A 24,424-nucleotide genomic window follows, 5' to 3' on the forward strand; every position below is an offset into this window, starting at 1 on the left:
ACTGGATATGAAGAATGAAACCCATGGAAGTCTCGCTCAAAAAATGAAAAGGGTTTGGATCACACCCCACAATTTTTTGTTGAAAACACTTGCATTTGATTTTACACAATTAATAGGACTTGACTCGATTTTATAAAAAGAATGCACGAATTGTTTTAGTAAATGCACGGTTTTTTGAAAATAATGCACGATTCCGGACGATAAATGCACGTATCTTACAAAAGAATGCATGATTCATCTTTACGAATGCACAAATATAAAAATGAATGCAAACATTATGGACAAAATGCACACTTCATTAGGCATATGCCTGTGTTTACATTTGGGATTTTCCGAAAATCCCTACCTCTTATCTAAATGTTTTTTCAAAGTTTAATACAATATGATACTTTTTTCAAATAAAGTGAATTCAGCGTGTACGTTATGTTTTCTTTTTGAGACAAATCTGGTATAATGGACCCAAATAAACATATAAAATAAAAAAGCCGAACATGCGGGAACATGTGCGGCTTTGCAATAGACGGTTCCTTCAAAGGGAATCGGCTGATAACCGGAGATAATCCACCAGAGCCGTCAACTCAAGGGTGGATTATTTTTTTTGGCTAAATGACAAAATCGAGATTACTAATGTTGCAAAGCCGATCATAGCCATTATAGATTCGAATACTGTCATACAGCACCACCCCCTTTCACAGGAAGTGAGCCGACCACCCTCAAGAAAACCTATTCTATTGTTCTTATATTATATCATTTTCACATCAGAAATACGAACATATGTTTTATAAATATTTCTGTTAATAGAATTTTCAACCAGCTTGCTCGATCAAAACTCTCTCTATCAAAAACCGAAAAAAATCCTTCTAAAATTAAAAGCCAAAAAATCTAATTTTCAGTAAATTCTCTGCCTTTTAAGCTTATTTATAGTACAATTAAGCTATAAACCAAGAGACTTTGGAGGAAATTATGAAGCCCCTTGCCAAACATCTAATTATTATTTCATTTGATTGCCTGTCTGGATTAGATTTCCCGCTATTGCAGCAGCTGCCTCATTTTCAAGCTATAATAAACCAAGGCTCATACTCTGACCGTGTCGAAAGTATTTATCCTTCTGTAACTTACCCATGCCACACAACCATTGTGACGGGAAATTATCCAAGACGGCATGGAGTCATCAACAATACCCTGCTGCAGCCTGGAAAAACTTCACCTGACTGGAATTGGTACCGTCCAGCCATCAAAGGAACAACCCTCTATGATGAAGCCAAAAAGGCTGGAATGACAACAGCTTCACTATTATGGCCGGTTACCGGCAAAGCAAAAATTGATTACAATATGCCAGAGATTTTTGCAAATCGGCCGTGGAAAAATCAAGTTATGGTTTCACTTTTTAACGGCAGCCCTTTGTATCAATTGGATTTGGACAGGCGTTTTGGCCATCTTCGAAGGGGGCTGAATCAGCCAGAACTTGACGATTTTGTCTTAGCTTCTACTATACATACCATTAAAACGAAAAAACCCAATTTGCTGATGGTTCATTTTGTTGACCTTGATTCACAGCGTCATTTTTACGGATTTTCATCAAATGAAGCAGAGGCAGCTATATACAGGCATCATAACCGGCTCGAAAAAATTATAGAGGCATTAAAGGACAGCGGAATTTATGATGAAACTTCAATTGTTATTCTTGGAGACCATAGTGCCCTGGACGAAAAGAAAGCGCTTCATTTGAATGCTTTGCTTGCTGAAAAGAAGCTTATCGATGTAAGTGACAAAGGCAAGGTGATAAATTGGAAGGCTTATTGCAAAAGCTGTGACGGCTCAGCATATATTTATTTGAAAGATAAAAATCATTCTAAATCATATCATGATGTTAAACTGCTCCTTACTTCTTTGCTGGATACTCCTGATAATGGAATTGAGAGGATTTTTACATCTGAAGAAGCTTCTGAGAAAGGGGCTGATCCAAATTGTACTTTTATGGTTGAAGCCAGAAAAGGATTTTATTTTTTGGAGGATTGTAAAGGAGATTATATAAAAGAGATTGATAGTGAGGACGTTAAGGCTGATAAAAAATATACTCTTGCCACTCATGGATATTCACCAGAGAAGGAAAACTATTCAACAGTCTTCATTGCAGCAGGAAATGGGATCCGAGAAAACTTTCCTATTCCCGAAATGCGGCTTGTAGATGAAGGGCCTACTTTTGCTAGGATTTTGGGATTAAAGCTTGATGATACAGATGGAAGAGTAATCGAGGAAATGCTGGAGCTTTCCAAATAAAGGGGGAAAATAAATGAATCGACTCACCCAACAGGAAAAAAGCTGGACCTTTTACGATTGGGCAAATTCTGCTTATTCATTAATCATAACAACAGCCGTTTTTCCTTTGTATTTTAAATCTGCAGCATCTGAAGCAGGAATTGCTGCTTCCACTTCCACAGCATATTGGGGCTACGCCAACTCCTTAATTACTTTGCTTGTCTCCCTATTTGCTCCCCTTTTGGGAACTATTGGTGATTATAAAGGGTTCAAGAAAAGATTCTTTACCTTTTTCTTTTCTCTCGGTATTGTCTTTACAGCGCTTTTATCTATAGTTCCGAATGAACAATGGCTTATTCTCTTAATTTGTTATATGTGTACGGTTGCAGGATTTGCTGGGGCCAATATTTTTTATGATGCTTTTTTGGTGGATGTAACAAGTGAAGATCGAATGAATCGTATTTCCTCAAGAGGATTTGCTATGGGTTATATTGGAAGTACTATACCCTTCCTTATAAGTATCACATTGATTATTTTAGCACAGCAAAAAGTTCTGCCTCTTTCAGTTACAGCAGCAAGCCAGGCTGCCTTTGCAATAACTGCCCTTTGGTGGGGGATATTTACCATCCCAATGCTAAAAAACGTTAATCAGGTCTATTATAAAGAAAGAGTTCAGAACCCTGTATCAAACAGTTTCCAAAGAATCCGCCAAACCTTTACACATATCAAAGCGTACCGTGCTTTATTCTTGTTTTTAATTGCCTATTTCTTTTACATTGATGGCGTCGATACTATTATTACAATGTCTACCTCTTATGGTTCAGACCTTGGAATAACCTCAACAAACCTGCTTATTATTTTATTTGCAACTCAGGTGGTAGCAGCACCCTTTGCCATCCTCTATGGCCGTCTTGCTGAAAAATTCAGAGGGAAAACTATGCTTCTGGTAGGTATATTTGTTTATATTATCATTTGCACCTACGCTTACTTTTTGAAAACAACTTTAGACTTTTGGATTCTTGCTATGCTGGTCGCATCCTCACAAGGGGGAATTCAAGCATTAAGCCGTGCATACTTTGCAAGGCTGGTTCCAAAAGAGTCCGCTAATGAATTTTTTGGCTTTTATAATATCTTTTCAAAATTTGCGGCAATAATGGGGCCATTTTTAGTAGGTGTTACTGCTCAAATTACAGGAAATACAAATAGCGGCGTGTTCAGCCTAGTTATACTATTTTTGATCGGCGGGTTTATTTTAAGCAGAGTGCCTGAAAATAAGAAGGTTGCTGTTTCCGAGTCGATTCAAGGTTAACTAAAAATAAAGCAGGAACGGTTTTTCGTTCCTGCTTTATTTTTGCTCAATAACGTTAATGTGGATTGGGAAATCTTCTCCCTAATTTTTAACGGTGTGGCTATTCAATCACCTTTTCGAGAAATAAGCAAGGCTTTTTAATCGAAAAAAAAGATAAAAAGCTGTATAATTAACGAAATAATCTAATATTTAACCGCTTTTAAGATGATTGATTCTCCCTGAAAGGAGGTTACTGCATTACCGGAAAACTGAATCCGAAATTTCTTTTTTATCTCCTTGTCTGCAGCAAGCATAAATTGGTTTAATTCCATTTTATCCTCTACTGAAAGTTTCATCCGTTTACACCACGAGTCGTATTGAAAGATTTTTTCAAATCGGTGAAATTCTTTGATCTCAAATCCTGCTGATTCAAGCATTTCCAGCCATTCGGACTTTTTCCAGGCCCTAAAATGGCTATAGTCCCTCTTTTTCTCAATTGTGTTATAAAAAGAATCAAAACTGTCCTTTTCCGGGGCAACATTATCAACAAGCAGGAACTGTCCCCCTGGTTTAAGTACACGATACGTTTCTTCAATAAAACTTTTGATGTTGGGAAAATGATGGGGTGCTATTCGGCAGGTAACAGCATCATATACTTCTGGAGAGAAAGGAAGCTTTTCCGCGTCAGCTGCAAGAAATTCAACATTGCTGTTTCCATTTCCCTTTACAAAGGCTTTGGCTGCTTTTAGCATTTCAGGTGTTAAATCAATTGCAATAACCTTGTCTGCAAAAGGTGCAAAGGCATTGGCAGTGTGCCCGCCTCCTGTAGCCACATCAAGTACCCTTTCATCCCCGTTTAGGCTGGCGATCTGGACAAGCTTATATAAATCCTTGCCTTCTTTATGAATTTTGCTGTTCACATATGAATCTGCATTCCTGCCAAATTGCTCCTTTACATCTTTCTTTATATCCATGTACTCCCCTCCTGTTTTAATCGGCTAATTTAACTATACTTGTAGGATTTAATAATTTAAAATATCAGTTATTTATTAGAATCCATAAGTATTCCTTATCAATTTCCATTTATGAGGATAATAAAAAGTATATTTTTAAGAAAATCAGCGTATATATCTTTGCAGTATTTATGTCAGATTTTTAATCTATTTACCAAATTGAAACATCTCCTTAACAAGAAATTCAAATAAATGTCTATATTGTTAAGAGAATAGTTTTGGCGGAGGTGTAAAAATTGGCGAAGCGTAAATGTATTGCAATGCTTCTTGCAGGAGGCAAAGGCAAAAGAATGAAAACATTAACTCACAGTCTTGCAAAACCAGCTGTTCCCTTCGGAGGAAAGTACCGGATCATTGATTTCGCATTAAGCAATTGCAGAAATTCTAATATTGATATCGTGGGTGTACTTACCCAATATAAGCCTCATATTCTTCATAAATATATCGGCAGCGGGCAAAACTGGCACCTAGATAGGACAGATGGAGGCCTTACACTTTTGCCATCATTTGAATCACGGGATCAGATTCGCTGGTATGATGGTACGGCAGGGGCGGTATATCAAAATATTCCATTTATCGAACAATATAATCCTGATCACATTCTTATTATTTGCGCAGACCATGTTTATAAAATGGATTATAATCTTATGCTAAAACAGCATATAAGTACAGGTGCTGATGTCACTATTTCAGCTGTAAATGTCCCTTGGGAAGAAGCAAACCGATTTGGTATTCTTAGAACAAACAAGCAGGATAAAATCATTGAATTTGAAGAAAAGCCGGACCGGCCGTCGTCCACACTGGCTTCAATGGGAGTATATATTTTTAAGAAAGATGTTTTGGTGAACTACTTGAAAGCAGAAGGAAACAATATTTTTCCTTCCTGTGATTTTGGAAAAGACATTATCCCAGCAATGCTGGCAGATAGGCTTTCCCTATACACCTACAGCTTTGATGGTTATTGGCGGGATGTAGGAACCGTTGAAAGCTTCTGGAAGGCAAATATGGACCTTTTAAACGCTGAGACAAATATATTTTTAAATAATAGTGATTGGAAGGTTTATACAGAAGAACACTGCGATCCCCCGCTCTATTTGGATTCAAAGGGAGTTATTATGAACTCTATAATAAGTGAAGGCTGTAAAATCTATGGAATTGTAAAGAACTCAGTCGTATGTAAGGGAGCAAAAATTGGGGAAAATTCTGTGATTCGTGATTCAGTCATTCTCCCCAATGCAGAAATCGGAGACAATGTATTAATCCAAAATGCTGTTATTGGATGTAATGTTTATGTGAATGACAGGATTGTAATTAAATCCTCTTATCCTGATAATGAAATCGCCCTCGTTGGTGACAACCATTTTTTCAGGGAAACAGCAGCCTACACCGTAACGTTTTCAATGTAAAAATCACACAAAAAGAAGGATAGCTGGCGCTATCCTTTTTTTATTTTAATTAGTTTTTTGGAATAGTATCTTTGGAATGGTTCTTGATTATTAGCCGCTCCCTTTTCATCTCTTTAGCCAGCATGCGGAGTCCGCCTAACATATAATAATATCGCATTTCAATAACATATTTTATAAAGGAAGCTAGTTTTCCGTTTATATAATTTCCATAAACCACTCCCGTTGCATTCTTTCTTCCGAGAGACATAACAGCCCCCCTGTAAATATAATTGAAAGGCTTTATAGGCTGGCCATATACTTTTAAGGCAATGTTTTTCCCACAATATTGTCCCTGCTGAAGGGCAATTTGAGCGGAAGGCGGATATGGCTCTCCTTCTGGAGAAAAAATTACGGATGCATCACCAAGAATATAAATCTCCTTGTGGCCCTCAACTTCTAAATATTCATTGACGATTACTCTCCCATCCAGCATCGGAAAGCCCAAATTTTCGAGAATTGGATTGCCTTTAATCCCGCCAGCCCAGATTATAGTATTCGTTTTAACAGTTTTTCCATCACTAAAAAGTACTTCCTTTTTTGAACAAGAAGAAATGGCTAATCCACCGAGAACTTTACATTTTAATTTCTGCATTGATTTCCAGGCATCCTGAGCCATTCTAGAGTCATACCCATTTAATAATGTTGTTGCCGATTCAGCGCAGATTACTTTTACTTTTTCTTCTTCTATCCCATACTTTTTACACATTTTAGGTATTTGCTCCAGGAACTCAAAGAGAAATTCAATACCTGTAAAGCCTGCTCCGCCTATGACGAAGGTCAGCCTGCTTTCATCCTGGTCCGCATTATATTTAATAAATTGGTTTTTGATTTGTTCCCTTAGTCTTTCTGTTCCCTCAAAATCAAATATAAAATGTCCATTCTCCTTCAGACCCGGGATATTAAAGGTTCTCGGGGCCCCTCCAATTGCAGCCACTAAATAATCATATCTTTCGGAACACTTTTTTAGAATAACTTCTTTTTTCATTAGATCTATTTTTAATACTACGTCTTTTACTAGGTGAATTCTTTCAGTATCAATTAAATCTGATATAGGGAGATGAATTAATTCCGGATTAAGAGCTCCAGCTGCAGATTCATGAATTTTTGTTGTTAAATAGTGATAATCCTGTTTATTAATTAAGGTGATATCTGCCCTTTTGGCATGAACCTTATTTTGAAGAGTTACTGCTGTCAGTAGTCCGGCGTATCCGCCTCCTAATATAACTATCTTTACTTTCTCCTTCATTATCTTCACCCCTAATGGAATTGATTTGAATTGTTTGTGAAATAATTCACAATTCCTTTTTCTTCATTTTATTCGATACATTTTCTGAAGTAAACTTTAAACTTTGGAAATATTTATGACAGTTTTGGTGGACATCCTCGCTATGTAACACTATTTCATTTAAACAGCATTATTATATAGGAAAAATAATCACTGCCCAGAAAAGACATCCATTGAATGGGATGTCCAGATTGTAGAGTGGGCATGTTGATTTCAGTTACCAGGCACTCGCTTTCCACTCCAAAGTTTACAAAGGTGCTGTGGCAGTGGTACAGCTGACAAGAAACTAATCAGTTCGCAACATGTTTTTATCGATTCTACACATGTGAAAGGATAACAAATATAAGCATAAATGCGAAATGCTTACAAATTAAAGGCTCGCATCAGACCATTTATAAAATATAAAAATCATTGAATGACTTATATTCACTTTGGGATAAGCTAAGAAAAAAATAGAAAGGCATGTTGTTGATGGATACAATTGATCCGAAAGATGTTAAAGCCGGTGACGAGGTTTTTGTAATTTATCACAATCCTCATACACCTTCCGTTGCTAATATTAAGTCAGCTGAAATTGTTCAGCACCCAAAAGACCCTGAAAAATTAGCTTTATTTCTGCATGAATCCTTTCACCTTATAGAAGAAGATGATGCATTTTTTCCGACGGAACAAGCTGCAGAAAAAGCATTTAATGAGTATTACGGGGATACGGATTTTTAGAAATCACTGAATTAATATTTTTTAAAAATTTAAGAATTTTCTCTTTTTCGCTTTACAATACTAAATTACCGATGTAGAATAATCTCTATATTATCTGAAATATTAAAATGTAATGATGAAGACGGCTTAAAGAAAGTGCCTCAGAGAGTCGGTGGATGGTGCAAACCGATGCTATATTCTTTAAAAGCCCAGCCCTTCTGAACAGGTCTGCTGAAAATTAGTAAGCCGGCCCGGCATACGCCGTTACCTTTTCAAGTTTACTGGTCTCCAGTAATAATTTAGGGTGGTACCGCGTTTACTAACGCCCCTTATATCAGGATTTATATGCCTGGTATAAGGGGCGTTTTTATTTTTATATACCGAAAGGAAGTGCATTTTCAATGCTTATAAATCAGAAATTTTTATTAACACCTGGACCAACTCCTGTTCCAGAACGGGTTATACAGGCAATGAACCAGCCGATGATTGCCCACAGGGGAAAACAATTTCCAAAATTACTTGAAGAAACAGCCACTCGTCTGGCTCCTATTTTTGGTTCACCAAACCCCGTAATCCTTATTTCGGGTAGTGGAACCGGAGCATTGGAGACAGCTGCATCCAATATTGTAGAAGCAAATGATGATATTGTAGTTGTTGTAACAGGAGCTTTTGGTGACCGTTTTGCTTCCATTTGCGAAACCTTTGGTGCAAATGTTCACAGATTGGAAGTTGAATGGGGAAAAGCTTGTCAACCTGACCAGCTAGAGGAATATGTTAAAACAATAGGAAAAAATGTAAAAGCTGTTTTTGCTACCTATTGTGAAACTTCAACTGGTGTATTAAATCCTATTCAGCAGCTGGGGGAAACAGTTAATCGTATCTCTGATGCACTGTTTGTTGTTGATGGTGTTAGCTGTATTGGTGCTGTACCTGTTGATATGGAAAGATGGCATATAGATATGCTCGTATCAGGTTCCCAAAAAGCGTTAATGCTTCCTCCTGGTCTCGCTTTTGTTGCTCTAAGCAATAGGGCCAAAGAAGCAGTAAAAAATTGCCGTACAAAGAGATTTTATTTGGATTTAAATAAGTATGTAACATCGTATGAAAAGGAATATTCAACGCCATTTACTCCATCTGTATCTTTGATTTATGGTGCCAGGGAAGTTTGCAGCATGATTGAAGAGGAAGGGTTTGAAAATGTAATTTCACGCCATATGCTCTTAAAGAAAATGCTTAGGGAAGGATTAAAGGCATTGGATCTGCCTCTTCTGGCTTCCGATGAGGATGCTTCTCCTACTGTTACAGCAGTTATAACAAATACAAGCGAATCAAAACAGATTAAAAGCGCTTTGGAAAACAATTACGGAATAATCCTTGCAGGCGGTCAAAAGAAATTAAAAGGTGAGATTTTCAGGATTGGCCATATGGGGTATTGCACTCCCTTTGACATGTTAAGAGTATTAAACGCACTTGAAATGACGTTAAGCGAAACTGCAGGTAAAGGAATATTAGGAAGAGGGATTTCAAAAGCACAGGAGGTTTGGTTGGAATATGTATAAAGTTCTCGTAACAGATTCAATCAGTGATGAAGGCTTAGTAACTATTGCCGAGCATCCGAATTTTACAATTGAAAAACAGGTTGGACTTAATCCAGGCCAGCTAATAGAAATTATTGGACAATATGATGCATTAATCGTTCGCAGCCAAACACAAGTAACAGGAGAACTTATTGAACACGCCAGCCAACTTAAAGTGATTGCCCGTGCCGGAGTTGGAGTGGATAATATCGATGTGAATGCTGCTACGAAAAAAGGGATTATAGTTATCAATGCCCCTGGCGCTAATACTATTGCTGCTACTGAGCATACACTCGCACTCATGCTTTCCCTTGTAAGAAGTATTCCGCAAGCACATAAAGTAACGGCTAGCGGTAAATGGGATCGGAATTCTTTTAAAGGGATTGAACTATACAAAAAAACACTCGGAATAATTGGAATGGGGAAAATTGGGGCTGAAGTTGCAAAGCGTGCAAAGAGCTTTGGAATGGACATATTGGGATTTGACCCTTATTTGACCGCTGAACGGGCTAATAAACTAGGAATTAAAAAAGCTACCGTTGATGAAATAGCACATGAGGCTGATATTATTACTCTTCATACCCCTCTTACAAATGATACACGAAATTTAGTTAATGAAGAATTTTTAAGGAAAACGAAAAAAGGAGTGCGTTTTATCAATTGTGCACGCGGCGGAATAATTGATGAAGGAGCCTTAATTAAAGCCTTAGAATCTGGACAGGTGGCAGGAGCTGCATTGGATGTATTCGAAAAAGAACCTTATATTGACCCAGAATTACTATCACATCCAAATGTCATTGTAACTCCCCACCTGGCAGCCTCCACAGTTGAAGCTCAGGAAAAAGTAGCCCTCGAAGTGAGCGGTGAAATTATTGATATTTTGGAAACACAAACAATCCGAAATGCCGTTAATATGCCGCCAATTACTGGAGAGGCCCAGAAAAAAATAAAGTCCTTCTTCCTACTCGGAGAACAGATGGGACAATTGGCTGTACAGCTGTTAAAAGAGGCTCCAGAGAAAATTGAAGTAACCTACTCTGGGGACCTGGCAGCAGAGGATACTGACCTATTGACCAGGACTATACTTAGAGGAATTCTTTCCTGGCATTTCTCTGACTCTGTTAATCTAATAAATGTTTTCCATCTATTAAAGGAACAAGGTATTCCCTATCTTGTTCAAAATAATGATGCAAGCAAAGGCTTTGCCAGCTACCTGGAACTATCACTGACCCGTGGAAAAGATACTGCTCGTGTCGGAGCAACTGTACTGGAAGGTTATGGAGCAAGGATTGTCAAATTGAATGATTACCAGGTCGATGTTAAGCCCCAGGAACACCTCTTATATATCAAGCATACCGATATTCCGGGCATGATTGGAAAAGTAGGATCAGTCTTGGGTGAGCATAACATCAATATTGCAACGATGCAGGTTGGCCGTGCCGAGATTGGCGGCGATGCAATCATGGTTTTGACGCTTGATAAAAAGGTGGATGATACTGCTATACGTTCACTTGAATTAATTAATGGCCTAAAAGGAGTCCAAGTATTGGACATCACAGCCATTGAAACGGCTGCTCCCTTTTAAATAGAATTAAGCTATTATTTTTATAAAAACCAAAAAGGGGCTTGGCCCCCTTTTTGGTTTTATTTAAGATACTAATGCTGGCAGACAGGGCAGTAAAACACTTTCCTTGAAGATATCATTTCTTTTTTAATAATGGAACTGCACCTGAAGCATTTTTCATTTTCCCGAGCATATACCAGACATAAATTATTGTAGCCTCCGGTTTTGGTGTCCCCTTTAAAAAAGGGCATTTCCATATACCCACCATCGTTAATTGCTTTTCTCAATATCCTTAATATAGAGGAATAAAGCAGGGAAATCTCTTCTTCCTGAAAGTCCTGAATGTTTCTAAACGGCAAGACACCTGCGTCAAAACAAATTTCATCAGAATAACAATTCCCAATTCCAGAAATGAAACTTTGGTCAACCATTTTGGATTTCAATCTGCCCCTTTTTTTAATTAAAAGTGCCCTAAAACTCTCCAAAGTGAAATCAGCTTCTAATGGCTCAGGCCCCAGCGAAGACAAAATTTCATTTACTTCTTCTCCCTTATACAAATGTAAATATCCAAGCCGCAGACCAATAAAATAGAGATGATTTTCTCCAAAGGAGATTTTAACCTGTATGGTTCTGTCTGGCTTTTCCTCTTCTCTGCCGTAAAACAAAATTCCTCCCAGCATAAGATGCAAAAGCAAAACCCGGCCGTTTTCCAAATGGAATAGTAAATGTTTTGCTTTTCTTGTCACCTTTTCAACTCTCTGACCATGGACAGTTTTAGCAAAAAGGTCTGGCGGGACATTTACTGACTTCTCCCTGTTTACGGTTACTGACGTAATGATTTTCCCGCTGATTTTTTCATTGAGAAGGATTCTATAATTTTCCATTTCAGGTAATTCGGGCATTGGATTACCTCCTGTTAGCTCTCTCTTCCTATCTTTTCCAAAGAAAGCTTCATTATGTAGAACCTGCCTCTCATAAGAAAAGCGCGAGCGCCCGTTCAGCGACGTATGGACTGGGGCCCACTTGGACTGAGATAAAGGATACACGAAATGCAAAGCATTTCGATGTTGACTTATCGTAGGGAGAAGCGGGATGGAAACTAGGCGCTGGGTGCTGGAGCTAGACAATTTAAAAGGTAAAACTTTATACTTTCTTATCAATAAATGTAAAAGGCGTCCCAGTATATTGGGCCGCCTTCATTTTAAAGTCTTACCTTCTCAACTAAATGAATATCTGTTCCTCCAGGCCTCATAATCCGCTTTAATATGGTATCCACATAAGATGTAAACCCTTTTTGAGATCGTTGTCTTGGTCTTGGAAGATCGATAATTTGGTCAAGGGCAATTTTTCCGTCTTCAATCATTATAACCCTGTCTGCTACTGCGACCGCCTCTTCAACATCATGGGTGACAAGAATAGATGTATATTTTTTTTCAAGCCAAAGCTTTTCTATTAAATCCTGCATTTCAATTCTGGTTAAGGCATCCAGTGCACCAAGCGGTTCATCAAGCAAAAGGAGCTCAGGTTGATGAATAAGTGCTCTGGCAAGGGCAACCCTTTGTTTTTGTCCTCCTGATAATTTGGCAGGCCAATCATTGATACGGTCTTTAAGGCCCACCTTATCCAAAGCTTCAATGGATTTCTGTTTCCAATCCCCTTGCAACCCAAGCCCTACATTATCGAGGATCTTTCTCCAAGGAAGAAGCCTGCCATCCTGAAACATGATCCGTGCCTGCTTATTCAATCCATTAAGTTCTTTCCCATTCATAAGAATTAATCCGGAGTCACAGCTTTCAAGACCGGAAATTAGGCGCAAAAGAGTACTTTTCCCGCATCCGCTTTTACCAACAATAGCAAGGAACTCACCTTTTTTGATGTCCAGGCAAATATTATCCAATACCATTCTATTTTCGTAACCTTTACCCACATTCCTAAGCTGGATACTGGTTTCATGAAAATGATTCTTAACCATTACATTACTCCCCTAACCATTAAGTATTCCATTTCAGCCATTTTCTTTCAAAAAACCTTGCAATAACATCAGAAAGCTTTCCAAGCAAAGCATAAAGCAATATGCTTAGAACGATAATGTCCATTTGCAAAAATTCACGGGCATTCATAGCCATATAACCTATACCAGAGTGCGCTGAAATAGTTTCTGCTACTATTAAAGTAAGCCACATAACACCAAGCGAAAACCTTACTCCTACTAGTATCGAAGAAAGAGCTCCCGGGAAAATAACAGCTAGGAAAAGGGAGACACCCTTTAGTCCATAAGCCTTCCCCATCTCAATCAGCCGTTTATCAACAGAACGTATACCATGATAAGTATTAATATAAACAGGAAACAGAACTCCAAGAGCAACGAGGAATATCTTAGATGTCTCTCCAATTCCAAACCAAAGAATAACAAGAGGAATGAGTGCCAGGTGCGGAATATTCCTCAGCATCTGGATAGATGTGTCCGTAAAAAGCTCCAACCACTTAAATACACCATTAAAAAGTCCAAGTAAAAACCCAATCGAACCGCCAATTAAAAAACCTGTTAAGGCTCTTTCCAGACTGATGGAAACATGGTCGAAAAGTTCCCCTGTCATTGACAGAGTTAGGAAGGCTTTAAGTACTGCCAGGGGGGAAGGCAGTATTCGGGAAGAGATAATCCCATCAAAGGATAGAATCTGCCAAACTAGCAGGAGCAAAAAGGGCAATATCCAGGGTATAATGGATTTCACTGCCTCTTTAATAAAAGTTTTCAATATTTTCACCCCTTTCATTTGTTAACTTTGCTTAATGGTTCATTAGATCCTTAACAATAATTTTCTTTGGTATAATTTTTAAATCATAGAATGTATCAGCAATTTGTTGCTGTTCTTTTATCAATTGCGGAGTTAATTCATCGACTCCGTATTCCCGTCTTTCAACAGCAATTTTTAAAGATGGTTCATCAATCTTAAGAAGAGGCGCCAGCATTTTTATCAGTTCAGCATGATGAGAATTAGCCCATTCTGAAGAGGCTTTAATTTCGTCTATCATTTCATTTATGATATCCTTATGCTTTTTGGCAAATTCTTCATTTGCAAGGAAGAAATCCCTGTCAGTTGTAAGTCCTTCTCCATTGGTCAGCATCTTGGCATTAGCACCTGTTTCAGCAGCAGCTGAAAACGGATCCCATACTACCCATGCATCGATTTTCTTTTGCTCAAATGCAATTCGGCCATCGCCCGGCTGGAGAAATGCAGGAGTGATGTCACTGTATTTCAGACCCGCCTTTTCTAATGCCTTCACCAATAAATAATGAGAGCTGGATCCTTTTGCAAATCCTATTGTTTTCCCTTTTAAGTCCTTAATAGATTTGATTGAGGAATTATCATGTACCAGAATTCCGCTTCCATAAAATTTTGGTTTACCGGCAGCGATATAGACAAAGGGTATGCCCGCAGCCTGAGCAAAAATAGGTGGAGAATCTCCAGTCCTGCCAATATCTATACTTCCTGCATTTAAGGCTTCCATTAATGCTGGTCCAGCCTGAAATTCATTCCATTCCACTTGATAACCTTTCTTTGCTAAACGTTTTTCCAATGTACCCAGTGATTTAAGAATAAAAAGCGGTCCATTTTTTTGATAACCAATCCGTATCGTTTTAGTTATTTTAACCTTATCGTTTTTGGCTGCAGACTTACTTTTATCTGGTTCGCTTTTGCCGCAGCCGGCAAGGAAAAGACTTGCCAACAGGAAAGTACATAACATTGTTAAAAAAAGTGTTAGTCGTTTAACTTTCATTCTGCTTTCATCCTTCCCGCATCTTCTACAGGGCGTTTATCCCTCTGTGATAACCTATGTAACGGAAAATTATAGGTTCCTGTCCCGGGTGATTACAACATAATTAGATTTTTAAAAAAGAAAACACCCGCCAAAAGCAGGTGTTTTCACGTTGTTTTATTCTGCAGCTTTTTCTTTCTCTGCCATTTAATCAGAATAAATAATGCAAGGAGGATAATTTCTAAGGAAGAACCAAGGGTTGGCCAGGTATAAAAAGAAAAGTCAATCTGATTAATGTTATTTTTAAATAAAAGGATCGACAAGTGACCAAGAATAAGGGAAACCGGCAAAATATACACGTTAGTTTCCCTCTTAACTAAACAGCTCAATGCTTTATTTAAGCAAAAAAGGGCAAGAGCCAGTTTGGTAAAAATATTGGGAAGCCAGACAACTACAATAAACACATCAAGCCGGTCAAGAAAATCAGTTAAATTGATTTGCTGAATTAACTGATGGCTTGGATAAGTGGAAACCTCAAGAATTTTCGTTCCCAATACTCCTATTTCTGTAGCCAATAGAATACAAAGCAGGGTATATATAATCCCAATACCCTGAAAAGCAGCTTTTCTTATTTTTTTTATAGGTTCAACGTGAGCAATAATAGTAACAATAAAAACCACCTCTCCAACCCATGAAAACAGGATATAAGAAGATTTGAAGACGCCCGGTAATGCTTCCATTCCCAATATAGGCTGTAGGTTCCCAATCTGAATTTCATTTAAAAGCAACAGCGGAAGGGCAGCGACAATAACGCCCAATATAACAAATTGTATAACTGTAACCCTTGCTATTACTTCAAGTCCTGAGACTGTAACGTATAAGATTACAAGTAAAGAAAGTGTAACCAGAATATCGATTGGGGTATTGGGAAGCAAAACAGCGGCTACAAAATCAACGAATCCCCTTAAATCCCTAATTAGGATTAAAGCCATGAATAAAAACACACAAAGATAAAAGATTTTTTCCACAAACGAATGATCACTATCCGGAACAAATATATTCTTAAATTGTTCCTGGTTTTTTGCTCTGCCTATGATTATAAAAACAAATAAAAAAAATACAGGAAGCGTTACAGGTGCTAACACCCAGCTATAATGGCCTGAGCTTTTTATTAGTACCTGTGGAAGGCTGATTGCTGACACTGAAAAAATAAAATTAGCTATCAATATACTGAATTGTCCGGCGGATATTCTTGGTTTCATTTTTCCACCATCCTTTTTGTTATGCCTCCAACTTTATTATTCAAAAATTCCATCGCTATATGCACAGGAATTTCGAATACTACACATAAAGTTATGCACACGGTGAGTGCTGCAACTAAATACACCCATTTTCGCTGTTTTTTTTCAACAAGCCCTTTTTTAATCACGATAATGAGATAAATCAACAGAATTATCCAGGTTATTATCATTCTTGCTTTCATTAATAGTTCCATCCTGTATTGGTCATTCTTAAAATTTCTCCATCTACCACTACCTTGATATCCAAATTGTGGAGATTTTCTTCCCAATTTTTCTTAAACCTTTCATCCCATAGGTTATTTTTACTTTTATATAAATACCATCCTAGTCCTCCCACATCGATCCCTTCAGAATGTGAATGCTTAATAAGGGACATAATTTCAGACTTGACTTCTTCTTGAAATCTTTTGACAACCCTACTATAAATATATGGTCTGGCAAGGTCCAAATTCCCCTCGTTTTCCATAAGTGTTCCGGTTGCAATTACTTTAAAGGTAAAAAGTGGTTTTCCATTAACCATGGAAAATTTCTGTTTCACTCTACTTTCGATAATTCTGAGTGTGATTTCTTGCTTTTTTGCATCGGAGAAGGTAATGGACTTTTCGTTCATTTTATTGCGAAGCCATAATACTCCGCTTGATTCTTTTTTGTTTGTAAAAAAGGCAACTTTATCGTGATGCATAATGGCATAGCTAGCCATTTTAAATCCTCCTTTGCCTTTTTCAACCACAGGTATAACTGCCTCTTTTCCATATCTATTCATATCCTGCATCGCGTCCTTAACTGTCATACCAATATTGCTTTTTGACATTTCCCTCAAAGCTTCTCCAGGCAATAAATCGAGTTTTGTTTTAGTCTTTAATATATTAATTGCCTCACCCTTTGAAATTAATAAAAATGTGGAAAGCCTGGACTGAGGCTGAGTTAGGACAACATTTATTGCTTCATTAATTCCTTCGCGGGCCTGCTTTTCTCCAATTATAAGAACACGTCGGTGAGCAAAATAAAGATTCCTTGATAAACGCAATTGAAGATTATCATTACTTTCCCTAATGTTTCTGCCTGGTTCTGCATCGACATAAAAAGGACCGCCGCTGGTTCCTCCTCCGCCTCCGCTTGATCCCGACCCTCCCATTGCACTTGGAAGTGCAACCTGAACGGAAACGTTATACTTATCAATTCCCTTCATATCAACGCCAGAGGCAATAACAAAAGCGAGGTCGTTAATCTCAATCCGATCCCAGCATCCCACTAAAAGAGGAATACTTATAAGAATCGGCAGTATACTATTTAACTTTCTCATATTACTCCCCTTCTTCCCCATAACGTTGAGTAGTAGGTGGTTTTAAATGATCAATCATACGCCTTCTATTTCCTTTAACAGTTTGTTTAGGGCGCATTTCCAATGACCACCAAGGAGCCCTGATAAAAACATCTTTAAGTTCTTTAAATGACAGAGGCCCGAGCGGAGAAAAATACGGAACCCCAAAGGATCTTAATTTACATAAGTGTGTAAGGAGAAAAAGTGAACCCAGTACTAATCCAAATAGACCAAACATTCCTGCCAGAATCATTAACGGAAACCGAAGCAGTCGTATGGAGATAGCCATGTTGAATCTGGGGATAGTAAATGAGGCTATACCTGTTATCGAAACCACAATAACCATAGGTGCAGACACAATTCCTGCTTCAACTGCTGCCTGCCCGATTACTAATGCACCCAAGATACTGACCGCTTGTCCCACGATTTTTGGCAGCCTTACACCGGCCTCCCTCAATGCTTCAAATGATATTTCCATAATAAGGGCCTCGACAAAAGCGGGAAAAGGGATGGCTTCCCTTGATGAAGCGATACTGAATAAAAGATTCGTTGGAATCATTTCCTGATGGTAGGTTGTCACTGCCACATAAAGAGCTGGAAGTTCAAGAGCTACAAAAACAAAAAGGACTCTTAGTATTCTTAAAAAAATAGATATATGATACCGATTATAATAATCTTCACTTGCCTGGAGGAATTGCCAAAAGGTAACGGGTAAAATGAGAACAAATGGTGTTCCATCTACAACGATAGAGATACGACCCTCTAAAAGATTTGCTGCCACAGTATCCGGTCTTTCTGTGTTTTGGATTTGTGGAAAAACACTCCATGAATTATCTTCAATTAACTCTTCTATATATCCGCTTTCAAGAATTGCATCTATTTTAATAGCGTCAAGCCTTGCCATTACCTCATCAATCAAATCTGGTTGTGCTAAGCCTTCAATATAAAGTATAGCTATATTCGTTTGTGTTTGTTCCCCAATTATTTTTGATACTATTTTTAAACGATTGGACCTAATTTTTTGCCTGATAAGTGAAGTATTTACTCGTAATCTTTCTGTAAACCCTTCCCTTGGTCCCCTGACGGATGTTTCAGTTTCAGGTTCTGCGACACTCCGGGCAATTGTCCCTTTAGCATCAAAGGCTATAGCTTTGTCGATCCTGTCAACAAAAAGGACCGTAAATCCTCCTAAAATCTTGTTAAGAGCATCATCAATTTGCTCCGTTTCGGAAACAGAGTTTATTGCAATTACCTTTTCTTTTAAATAATCCGCAGTCAGCTGCCGACGTTCAGTTTCCTCTAAAAGCTGTCTTATACCTGAAGTTTCAATGCTAGCCGCATCTATAAGTCCATCAACGAATACTAAACAAGCTTTAGTATCTCCAGCAGTAATAAACCTGAAATTAATATCAGAGCAGTCTTTAAACAAGACCTTCATTGTTTTAATATTTTCTTCTAATTCATATTTAATGAATTCTCCTGTTTTTGTATTGTTAACTTCGGGTTTTTTTAACTGCCTGTGCTTTTTAAAAGATTTCATTCCTCAAACCCCATTACTCTTTTTTTATAATCTGTCCCTATAGGCCCAAATTATCCCTGATAAGAGGTTTTGAAAACTATGGAAAAAAGAGGTAAACATAAATGCACCTTTCTTCGAAAAAATAAGAAATAACATCTTAAAAAGGAGTGTTTTTTTGTGGGTATACTAAGTGGCAACCCTCAGGATGAGCCCTTGCATTCTGGAGAAGTTTTTAACCTATGGTCCCATCTTTTTGGAACGAAGGCATATTTAGTAACACTCCAGGTTTTTTATAACCATACTGGAGATCATGACCTCAGGGTATTTATTGAGGATTTAATGGAGAATTGTATAAAACAAGAGGAACAGCAGGTTGAGGTCATCCTAAAAGAAAATGGAATCCGCCTTCCTCCTGCACCTCCCGGAAGACCAAATGTTCCTATTGAAGATATACCGGCGGGGGCCCGTTTTAATGATCCGGAAATTGCAGCATTAATTGGGAAGGAACTTACTACGGGAAAGATATATGACAGTTATATTATGGGAATTTCTATAAGAGAAGATATTGCCCAATTATTTAATGAATTTCATACCCAGAAGGCAGAGTATGCTGAAAAATTATTAAAAATTAGTAAGGAAAAAGGGTGGCTTGTTCCTCCGCCATTAAATCTTAAATAACCGGAAGAACTGATAAGGCACTCAAATTAATTAAAGGATGTGATAACGAAGTGCCTTCCAAAAATAAAGGGATGCTAATCGCAGCAATTGGCTCAATTCCGTTGATCATGACTTTGGGTAATTCTATGCTGATTCCCATCCTTCCTCAAATGAAATCAGAATTAAAGCTTACCCAGATGCAGGTAAGCTTAACTATCACCGTTTTTTCAATAGCAGCTGCTATATTCATCCCGATATTAGGATATTTATCCGATCGGTTTTCCAGAAAAATAATCATTCTCCCTGCCTTGATCCTTTACGGACTGGGAGGAATTCTGGCAGGAATTGCTTCATCTTCCTTCCCCCATCCATATGCATGGATCTTAGTAGGAAGAACCTTTCAGGGAATTGGGGCAGCTGGAACCGCTCCAATTGCTATGGCATTAACAGGAGACCTTTTTAAAGGCGGGGAAGAAAGCCGGGTGCTCGGTATTGTTGAAGCATCAAACGGGATGGGGAAAGTTATGTCACCAATCCTTGGGTCCCTGTTGGGTTTAGTGGTCTGGTATTCAGTTTTTTATGCTTTTCCAGCCATATGTCTTGTTTCTATTCTTTTAACATGGATATTTATAAAGGAAAAGCGGCACCGGCAAGCACCGCCTCCTTTCCCAAATTATATCAGAGGACTTCTATTTGTATTTAAAAAAGAGGGAAGATGGCTTCTAGTGGCTTATCTAGCTGGAGCAACCTGTTTGTTCACCCTTTTTGGTATTCTCTTTTATCTTTCAGATATTCTTGAAAAACAATATAAGATAGATGGGGTAATAAAAGGGCTAATTTTGGCCATTCCACTGCTAGTTATGGGTACAAGCTCTTATATCACTGGGGCAAAGATAGGAAAAAATCAGGTTACAATGAAAAGGATGATTGTTTTGGGCTTTACCCTGATGACCATTTCCTATGTCTTCCTTTCCTTTTTTAATGAAAAACTTATCCCATTCCTTTTTATACTGGTACTAAGCAGTATTGGAACAGGATTTGTACTGCCCTGCCTGAATTCTTTAATTACCGGCTCGGTCGGTAAAGAAAAGAGGGGATTTGTTACATCCCTTTATGGTTCAGTCCGTTTTATTGGGGTAGCCATTGGCCCTCCAATATTTACACGGCTGATGGAATGGTCCCAGACAGGCATGTTTCTTACAATAGCAGCATTAACTTTTGTGGTCGGTTTTCTCAGCCTGACATTGATACATGCCCAAAAAAGCGGAGGCGGTTCTAAAGAAAAACAAAAACAAGCTTTCCGATATAACTACGTTTAACTATTTATTTTTTTCGCCAGCCTAAAGAATAGGTACTAAAAAATTGTATTTTGCAGACAAAGTCCACGATTTTTGTGGAAATCCATTGACTGGCTAGCGCCTGAACAATAATTTCCCATTTAATGATATAAGCTGTTAGAAGGAATATACCCCCATTTATCCAGAATAAAGGCTTTCCGGGGAGTGTATTTCTATATGAAGCTATAATAAGTGCGATTACGCCTACTCCTCCATTTGAGACTCCTTGGCGCAGGAGCATTCCTACTCCAATTCCAAGGAAAATAGAGCCTACCAGAAGATCAAGCCAGACATTTCGTATAGGAAGATACAATGTTTTTTGAATAACAAAAATGGTTAGAGATGTTACACTTATCGAAAACATGGTCCACAAAGCACATTCGTTACCCAAGTATTTAATTGCCATTGCAAGCATTGAAAAATTAACAGCCCAAAGAGCGAATCCCATGTCTAAATAAAAAAAATGGTGAAGGAGGACGGCCAGTCCTCCTGCTCCTCCTGAAGGTATATCATGCGGAAACAGAAATAAGCCCATCCCAAACCCCTGAATTGCCCCTCCCGCTAGCACAATTCCAAATTTATAAAAAAAACGTTTCATTCCAATCCACCTCAAAGGAGTTAATGGCTCTTTATGCACTATCTTATTCTGTCGATAAGCCAAGTAGTACAGGCGTTATCATTAACAAATAACGCTATTTGGATAAAGGAAGATAAAAGAAGGCTGCCAGTAATTTGGCAGCCTTCATCATTAAAAGTTTGCTGGATCATTCTCATCAAGGGATAAAGTAGTTACACTTGTATACTCGCCTTTTTCTATTTCCTCTTTTGAAGCACTTTCATTCAATACATCTTCAGTATCAATACCCTCAGCTACGGTGGGTTCCCCTTTTTCTACGGAATTTCTTTTTTTCATACTTTCACCTCATTATTATTCTTCGGAAGCGTGCTCACTTAAATAAGGGTTTTCAGTTGTAGCAAATTCAACTGACAGCAGGCTTTCCTCCAGTTCCATACCCTATAACTCCTTAAATTCTCCGCTTTTTATATCCTGTTGTTGTTCCGAGTGTTTTTTCTTCATAAATTTTCGCCTCAGCCTATTCCAAAATAATGCCGTTCTGGTAGCCCTTCATAAAGCTGCCAACAGTTTCTTCTATAAAGCTGCTTTCTTCCGGAACCTGAACAATCACTTCATTACGCTGGTTTACGGCTACAATCTTTACATTGTAAAATCTATTTACATCCAGCTGTACTCTTAAATCCTCAGCAAGGCTTTGAGCGTTATACTCGTCATCAATAAGGAAACGAAAGTTTTTCATCTTGTTCCTCCCTCATTTACTTCTAGTTTAGCCCCATTTCTGTTTCAAACAATTAACTTCATCTTCGTGTGTTATACCTTCATCCGATGGAGTTTCAAGGATTAATGGGAGGTTCCTTATAACTGAGGCATTTAGAAGCTCAGTAAATTCCTCTTCTTTTATATAACCCCCGGAAAAGATATTCGCATGGCGATCCACTCCTGAGTTTGCAGGATATTTAGAATTATTAAAGTGAATGGCCTTCAATTCCTGGAAGTAACCCTTTTCTGATCCCTTTTCCAGGAATTCCTTTGTACTTTCGGTAGCCCATAAGCCACTTGCAAAAGCATGGCAGGTATCCAGACAGAAACCTATTTTCTCTGGTGAATTACACAGACTTCTTACCATAACCAGTTCCTCTATAGTTGTTCCCAATGAACCAGGTTTTCCTGCATTGTTTTCAATTAAAATCTTGGTTTTCCCCTCCCAGTTATCAAGAACGGCATTTAGCATGGCAATCATTAATTGGTACCCGGCAAGTGGTTCTGTTTTGCTAATACTGCTTCCAAAGTGGACAACAACTCCTAAAGAACCGCACGCTTCGGCTATTTCCAAATCATTTTTTAAAGATTGAAGGACAATATCTTTTTTATTTTCCGGAGGTGTAAGGTTTGTTGGATAAGGAGTATGAGCAACGGATAAAATGTCATGTTCACGGCAAAATTCCTTGCATGCCTGTGCTTCCTCTTTATTAAAGTTTTTTACAGACAAACTTCTTGGACTTTTGGGAAAGTATTGATAACAGGCTGCCCCAATTTTTTTAGCTTGCTTTGCAGCACCAATATATCCATTCCTTATACTTAAATGACATCCAAATCTCAAAGCTTATCACTCAACCCTCTTGTTTTCCTTAGTTTTATCCAATTTGAACAAAATGATATATCTTCTCAACAAAAAAGGCATTACCCTTAATAGGTAAATGCCTTTTAGATTATAAAGACAAAGCTTCCTGGTGTATCGCATTAAAAAGCCTGATTTATCGCTTTCTCAAGATCAATATTATCTTCATTTAAATAGCGTTTTGTTACATTGATGTCCTTATGGCCAGCCAGCTTGGAAACTGTATGAACATCCACGCCTTTATCAACAAGCCGCTTGCAAAAAGTATGTCTTAATTTATTTGGGTTCACATCATATTTTTCAAGCATATACTGAATTCCCCTTGGCGAAATCCTTTTATTTACACTTGAAACAAATAACGCTTCGACGTGATAATTGAGTGTTTGAATATAGCGCTGAAGATGCTTTACAACCCTGCTTGATAATGGGATCATTCTCTCAACGATATTGTTATTCCGAATATATAACTTCCCTTTATCTTCCGTGATTTCTATATCCGATCGGTTCAATGAACACATTTCAGAAATTTTAATTCCTGTATGCAAGAGAAGATAAATTATCGCGATATTTCTAAGATTTCCATCCTTTTCAACTTCGGATAATAATCGCTCAGCTTCCTGTTCATTTAAAAAATCCGGATTAGTTAAATCCTTCACTTTTTCCTTCTTCTCAATATTAAGGATGATGTCAGAAATTCCGGAAAATCGAGCAAATACGCTTAAAGCAGCCAAATATTTCTCCACAGTACCTGGACTTTTGTTTTCTTGTTCCAAATGATTGATATAATTCTGTACATCCGTTTGTTTTACAGATTGTAACTCTTTCCCCTCAAGCCATTTATAGAACTTATCAAGTACTGCTAAATATGTTTTAATGGTACTTTCAGCTTTACCTTCCTTTTCAAGCCAGAAAATAAATTCTTGTATTTGTTGACTATAAGAATTTCCTTCTGTATTTTTCATTTCATCACCCCTAAAAGAAAATTTAGTTAGATATTATTTAAACCCTACTACATATTTTCCTTAAAGTCAACTTCTGCGAAAAAGCGAATAAATACAACAATATATGTGCTGATTTTAAAAAAGGGTATCCCTTAAAGCATAGCTTCCAAGGATACCCATTTTTTTATTGCCTGGCAACGTCCTACTCTCACAGGGACGCATGTCCCAACTACCATCGGCGCTGAGAAGCTTAACTTCCGTGTT

24 protein-coding genes, 1 rRNA gene and 1 other annotated feature are annotated in these 24,424 nt (G+C 37.9%); of the genes, 8 read left to right on the top strand and 17 right to left on the bottom strand.

Annotated features, from left to right (window positions below):
* Positions 1-589: 589 nt before the first annotated feature.
* On the bottom strand, positions 590-673 hold the full coding sequence (locus G8761_RS28200; protein ID WP_420800284.1) for a putative holin-like toxin: 84 nt from the start codon (positions 671-673) through the stop codon (positions 590-592).
* 287 nt (positions 674-960) lie between these two features.
* Between G8761_RS28200 and G8761_RS24810 the strand changes: the two genes are divergently transcribed.
* Both G8761_RS24810 and G8761_RS24815 read left to right on the top strand, forming a co-directional pair.
* Positions 961-2,280 (top strand): alkaline phosphatase family protein, encoded by a 1,320-nt coding sequence (locus G8761_RS24810; RefSeq protein ID WP_420800285.1) that lies wholly within the window; start codon positions 961-963, stop codon positions 2,278-2,280.
* A 13-nt stretch (positions 2,281-2,293) separates the two neighbouring features.
* A complete protein-coding gene (locus tag G8761_RS24815; RefSeq protein WP_166030625.1) occupies positions 2,294-3,568 on the top strand; it encodes an MFS transporter in 1,275 nt (424 codons plus the stop codon).
* Between the two features lie 182 nt (positions 3,569-3,750).
* Here the strand turns inward: G8761_RS24815 and G8761_RS24820 are convergent, their stop codons facing one another.
* Positions 3,751-4,521: a class I SAM-dependent methyltransferase gene (locus G8761_RS24820; RefSeq protein ID WP_166030626.1), complete on the bottom strand. Its 771-nt coding sequence runs from the start codon at positions 4,519-4,521 to the stop codon at positions 3,751-3,753.
* 275 nt (positions 4,522-4,796) lie between these two features.
* Between G8761_RS24820 and G8761_RS24825 the strand changes: the two genes are divergently transcribed.
* The gene (locus G8761_RS24825; protein ID WP_166030627.1) at positions 4,797-5,966 is read left to right on the top strand and encodes a glucose-1-phosphate adenylyltransferase; all 1,170 of its coding nucleotides are present in this window, start codon (positions 4,797-4,799) and stop codon (positions 5,964-5,966) included.
* 49 nt (positions 5,967-6,015) lie between these two features.
* On the opposite strand, the gene G8761_RS24830 is transcribed toward G8761_RS24825, so the two are convergent.
* Positions 6,016-7,251 (bottom strand): NAD(P)/FAD-dependent oxidoreductase, encoded by a 1,236-nt coding sequence (locus G8761_RS24830; protein WP_166030628.1) that lies wholly within the window; start codon positions 7,249-7,251, stop codon positions 6,016-6,018.
* A gap of 510 nt (positions 7,252-7,761) precedes the next feature.
* Here G8761_RS24830 and G8761_RS24835 point away from each other — a divergent pair.
* From G8761_RS24835 to serA, 3 genes are all read left to right on the top strand, one after another.
* A complete protein-coding gene (locus G8761_RS24835; RefSeq protein ID WP_166030629.1) occupies positions 7,762-8,010 on the top strand; it encodes a transcriptional regulator SplA domain-containing protein in 249 nt (82 codons plus the stop codon).
* A 103-nt stretch (positions 8,011-8,113) separates the two neighbouring features.
* Positions 8,114-8,322 (top strand) — a binding site (T-box leader).
* A 68-nt stretch (positions 8,323-8,390) separates the two neighbouring features.
* Positions 8,391-9,548, top strand: a complete 1,158-nt coding sequence (locus G8761_RS24840) for a pyridoxal-phosphate-dependent aminotransferase family protein (protein WP_166030630.1) — start codon at positions 8,391-8,393, stop codon at positions 9,546-9,548.
* On the top strand, positions 9,541-11,151 hold the full coding sequence (serA, locus tag G8761_RS24845; RefSeq protein WP_166030631.1) for a phosphoglycerate dehydrogenase: 1,611 nt from the start codon (positions 9,541-9,543) through the stop codon (positions 11,149-11,151). The genes G8761_RS24840 and serA overlap by 8 nt, the downstream gene beginning before the upstream one ends.
* Positions 11,152-11,222: 71 nt before the next feature.
* Here serA and G8761_RS24850 read toward each other — a convergent pair whose 3' ends face one another.
* From G8761_RS24850 to G8761_RS24885, 8 genes are all read right to left on the bottom strand, one after another.
* Positions 11,223-12,032 (bottom strand): Fpg/Nei family DNA glycosylase, encoded by an 810-nt coding sequence (locus G8761_RS24850; RefSeq protein ID WP_166030632.1) that lies wholly within the window; start codon positions 12,030-12,032, stop codon positions 11,223-11,225.
* A gap of 299 nt (positions 12,033-12,331) precedes the next feature.
* The gene (locus G8761_RS24855) at positions 12,332-13,102 is read right to left on the bottom strand and encodes an ATP-binding cassette domain-containing protein (protein ID WP_166030633.1); all 771 of its coding nucleotides are present in this window, start codon (positions 13,100-13,102) and stop codon (positions 12,332-12,334) included.
* Positions 13,103-13,121: 19 nt separating this feature from the next.
* Complete coding sequence (ssuC, locus tag G8761_RS24860) at positions 13,122-13,886, bottom strand: aliphatic sulfonate ABC transporter permease SsuC (protein WP_243450145.1); 765 nt, start codon at positions 13,884-13,886, stop codon at positions 13,122-13,124.
* Between the two features lie 31 nt (positions 13,887-13,917).
* Positions 13,918-14,910: a sulfonate ABC transporter substrate-binding protein gene (locus tag G8761_RS24865; RefSeq protein ID WP_243450146.1), complete on the bottom strand. Its 993-nt coding sequence runs from the start codon at positions 14,908-14,910 to the stop codon at positions 13,918-13,920.
* Between the two features lie 146 nt (positions 14,911-15,056).
* Positions 15,057-16,151: a GerAB/ArcD/ProY family transporter gene (locus G8761_RS24870; RefSeq protein ID WP_166030635.1), complete on the bottom strand. Its 1,095-nt coding sequence runs from the start codon at positions 16,149-16,151 to the stop codon at positions 15,057-15,059.
* A complete protein-coding gene (locus tag G8761_RS24875) occupies positions 16,148-16,372 on the bottom strand; it encodes a hypothetical protein (RefSeq protein ID WP_166030636.1) in 225 nt (74 codons plus the stop codon). Before G8761_RS24875 ends, G8761_RS24870 begins: the two co-directional genes overlap by 4 nt.
* The gene (locus G8761_RS24880; RefSeq protein ID WP_166030637.1) at positions 16,372-17,493 is read right to left on the bottom strand and encodes a Ger(x)C family spore germination protein; all 1,122 of its coding nucleotides are present in this window, start codon (positions 17,491-17,493) and stop codon (positions 16,372-16,374) included. Before G8761_RS24880 ends, G8761_RS24875 begins: the two co-directional genes overlap by 1 nt.
* 1 nt (position 17,494) lies before the next feature.
* Positions 17,495-19,051, bottom strand: coding sequence for a spore germination protein (locus tag G8761_RS24885; protein ID WP_166030638.1), 1,557 nt, complete (start codon positions 19,049-19,051; stop codon positions 17,495-17,497).
* A 156-nt stretch (positions 19,052-19,207) separates the two neighbouring features.
* Here G8761_RS24885 and G8761_RS24890 point away from each other — a divergent pair, with 156 nt between their 5' ends.
* On the top strand, positions 19,208-19,708 hold the full coding sequence (locus G8761_RS24890) for a DUF3231 family protein (protein ID WP_166030639.1): 501 nt from the start codon (positions 19,208-19,210) through the stop codon (positions 19,706-19,708).
* A 71-nt stretch (positions 19,709-19,779) separates the two neighbouring features.
* Entirely contained in the window at positions 19,780-21,006 is a 1,227-nt protein-coding gene (locus G8761_RS24895) for an MFS transporter (protein WP_166030646.1), read from the top strand.
* A gap of 4 nt (positions 21,007-21,010) precedes the next feature.
* On the opposite strand, the gene G8761_RS24900 is transcribed toward G8761_RS24895, so the two are convergent.
* From G8761_RS24900 to rrf, 6 genes are all read right to left on the bottom strand, one after another.
* A complete protein-coding gene (locus G8761_RS24900) occupies positions 21,011-21,622 on the bottom strand; it encodes a YitT family protein (RefSeq protein ID WP_166030640.1) in 612 nt (203 codons plus the stop codon).
* A gap of 150 nt (positions 21,623-21,772) precedes the next feature.
* Positions 21,773-21,937 (bottom strand): hypothetical protein, encoded by a 165-nt coding sequence (locus G8761_RS24905; RefSeq protein WP_166030641.1) that lies wholly within the window; start codon positions 21,935-21,937, stop codon positions 21,773-21,775.
* Positions 21,938-22,118: 181 nt separating this feature from the next.
* Positions 22,119-22,340 (bottom strand): hypothetical protein, encoded by a 222-nt coding sequence (locus G8761_RS24910; protein ID WP_166030642.1) that lies wholly within the window; start codon positions 22,338-22,340, stop codon positions 22,119-22,121.
* Positions 22,341-22,367: 27 nt separating this feature from the next.
* On the bottom strand, positions 22,368-23,201 hold the full coding sequence (locus G8761_RS24915; protein ID WP_166030643.1) for a deoxyribonuclease IV: 834 nt from the start codon (positions 23,199-23,201) through the stop codon (positions 22,368-22,370).
* A gap of 140 nt (positions 23,202-23,341) precedes the next feature.
* The gene (locus tag G8761_RS24920) at positions 23,342-24,181 is read right to left on the bottom strand and encodes a tyrosine-type recombinase/integrase (RefSeq protein ID WP_166030644.1); all 840 of its coding nucleotides are present in this window, start codon (positions 24,179-24,181) and stop codon (positions 23,342-23,344) included.
* Positions 24,182-24,349: 168 nt separating this feature from the next.
* Positions 24,350-24,424: ribosomal RNA gene (rrf, locus tag G8761_RS28290) — 5S ribosomal RNA — on the bottom strand; the annotation flags it as partial.

The organism is Neobacillus terrae, from assembly GCF_011393025.1.
GTDB classification, from domain to species: domain Bacteria; phylum Bacillota; class Bacilli; order Bacillales; family Cytobacillaceae; genus Neobacillus_A; species Neobacillus_A terrae.

Excerpts from the sequence above, each read along its gene's own strand:
- G8761_RS28200 (WP_420800284.1), bottom strand. The coding sequence starts at position 673 with ATGACAGTATTCGAATCTATAATGGCTATGATCGGCTTTGCAACATTA.
- G8761_RS24815 (WP_166030625.1), top strand. The coding sequence starts at position 2,294 with ATGAATCGACTCACCCAACAGGAAAAAAGCTGGACCTTTTACGATTGG.
- G8761_RS24820 (WP_166030626.1), bottom strand. The coding sequence starts at position 4,521 with ATGGATATAAAGAAAGATGTAAAGGAGCAATTTGGCAGGAATGCAGAT.
- G8761_RS24830 (WP_166030628.1), bottom strand. The coding sequence starts at position 7,251 with ATGAAGGAGAAAGTAAAGATAGTTATATTAGGAGGCGGATACGCCGGA.
- G8761_RS24835 (WP_166030629.1), top strand. The coding sequence starts at position 7,762 with ATGGATACAATTGATCCGAAAGATGTTAAAGCCGGTGACGAGGTTTTT.
- G8761_RS24840 (WP_166030630.1), top strand. The coding sequence starts at position 8,391 with ATGCTTATAAATCAGAAATTTTTATTAACACCTGGACCAACTCCTGTT.
- serA (WP_166030631.1), top strand. The coding sequence starts at position 9,541 with ATGTATAAAGTTCTCGTAACAGATTCAATCAGTGATGAAGGCTTAGTA.
- G8761_RS24850 (WP_166030632.1), bottom strand. The coding sequence starts at position 12,032 with ATGCCCGAATTACCTGAAATGGAAAATTATAGAATCCTTCTCAATGAA.
- G8761_RS24855 (WP_166030633.1), bottom strand. The coding sequence starts at position 13,102 with ATGGTTAAGAATCATTTTCATGAAACCAGTATCCAGCTTAGGAATGTG.
- G8761_RS24865 (WP_243450146.1), bottom strand. The coding sequence starts at position 14,910 with ATGAAAGTTAAACGACTAACACTTTTTTTAACAATGTTATGTACTTTC.
- G8761_RS24870 (WP_166030635.1), bottom strand. The coding sequence starts at position 16,151 with ATGAAACCAAGAATATCCGCCGGACAATTCAGTATATTGATAGCTAAT.
- G8761_RS24875 (WP_166030636.1), bottom strand. The coding sequence starts at position 16,372 with ATGAAAGCAAGAATGATAATAACCTGGATAATTCTGTTGATTTATCTC.
- G8761_RS24880 (WP_166030637.1), bottom strand. The coding sequence starts at position 17,493 with ATGAGAAAGTTAAATAGTATACTGCCGATTCTTATAAGTATTCCTCTT.
- G8761_RS24885 (WP_166030638.1), bottom strand. The coding sequence starts at position 19,051 with ATGAAATCTTTTAAAAAGCACAGGCAGTTAAAAAAACCCGAAGTTAAC.
- G8761_RS24895 (WP_166030646.1), top strand. The coding sequence starts at position 19,780 with ATGCTAATCGCAGCAATTGGCTCAATTCCGTTGATCATGACTTTGGGT.
- G8761_RS24900 (WP_166030640.1), bottom strand. The coding sequence starts at position 21,622 with ATGAAACGTTTTTTTTATAAATTTGGAATTGTGCTAGCGGGAGGGGCA.
- G8761_RS24905 (WP_166030641.1), bottom strand. The coding sequence starts at position 21,937 with ATGAAAAAAAGAAATTCCGTAGAAAAAGGGGAACCCACCGTAGCTGAG.
- G8761_RS24910 (WP_166030642.1), bottom strand. The coding sequence starts at position 22,340 with ATGAAAAACTTTCGTTTCCTTATTGATGACGAGTATAACGCTCAAAGC.
- G8761_RS24920 (WP_166030644.1), bottom strand. The coding sequence starts at position 24,181 with ATGAAAAATACAGAAGGAAATTCTTATAGTCAACAAATACAAGAATTT.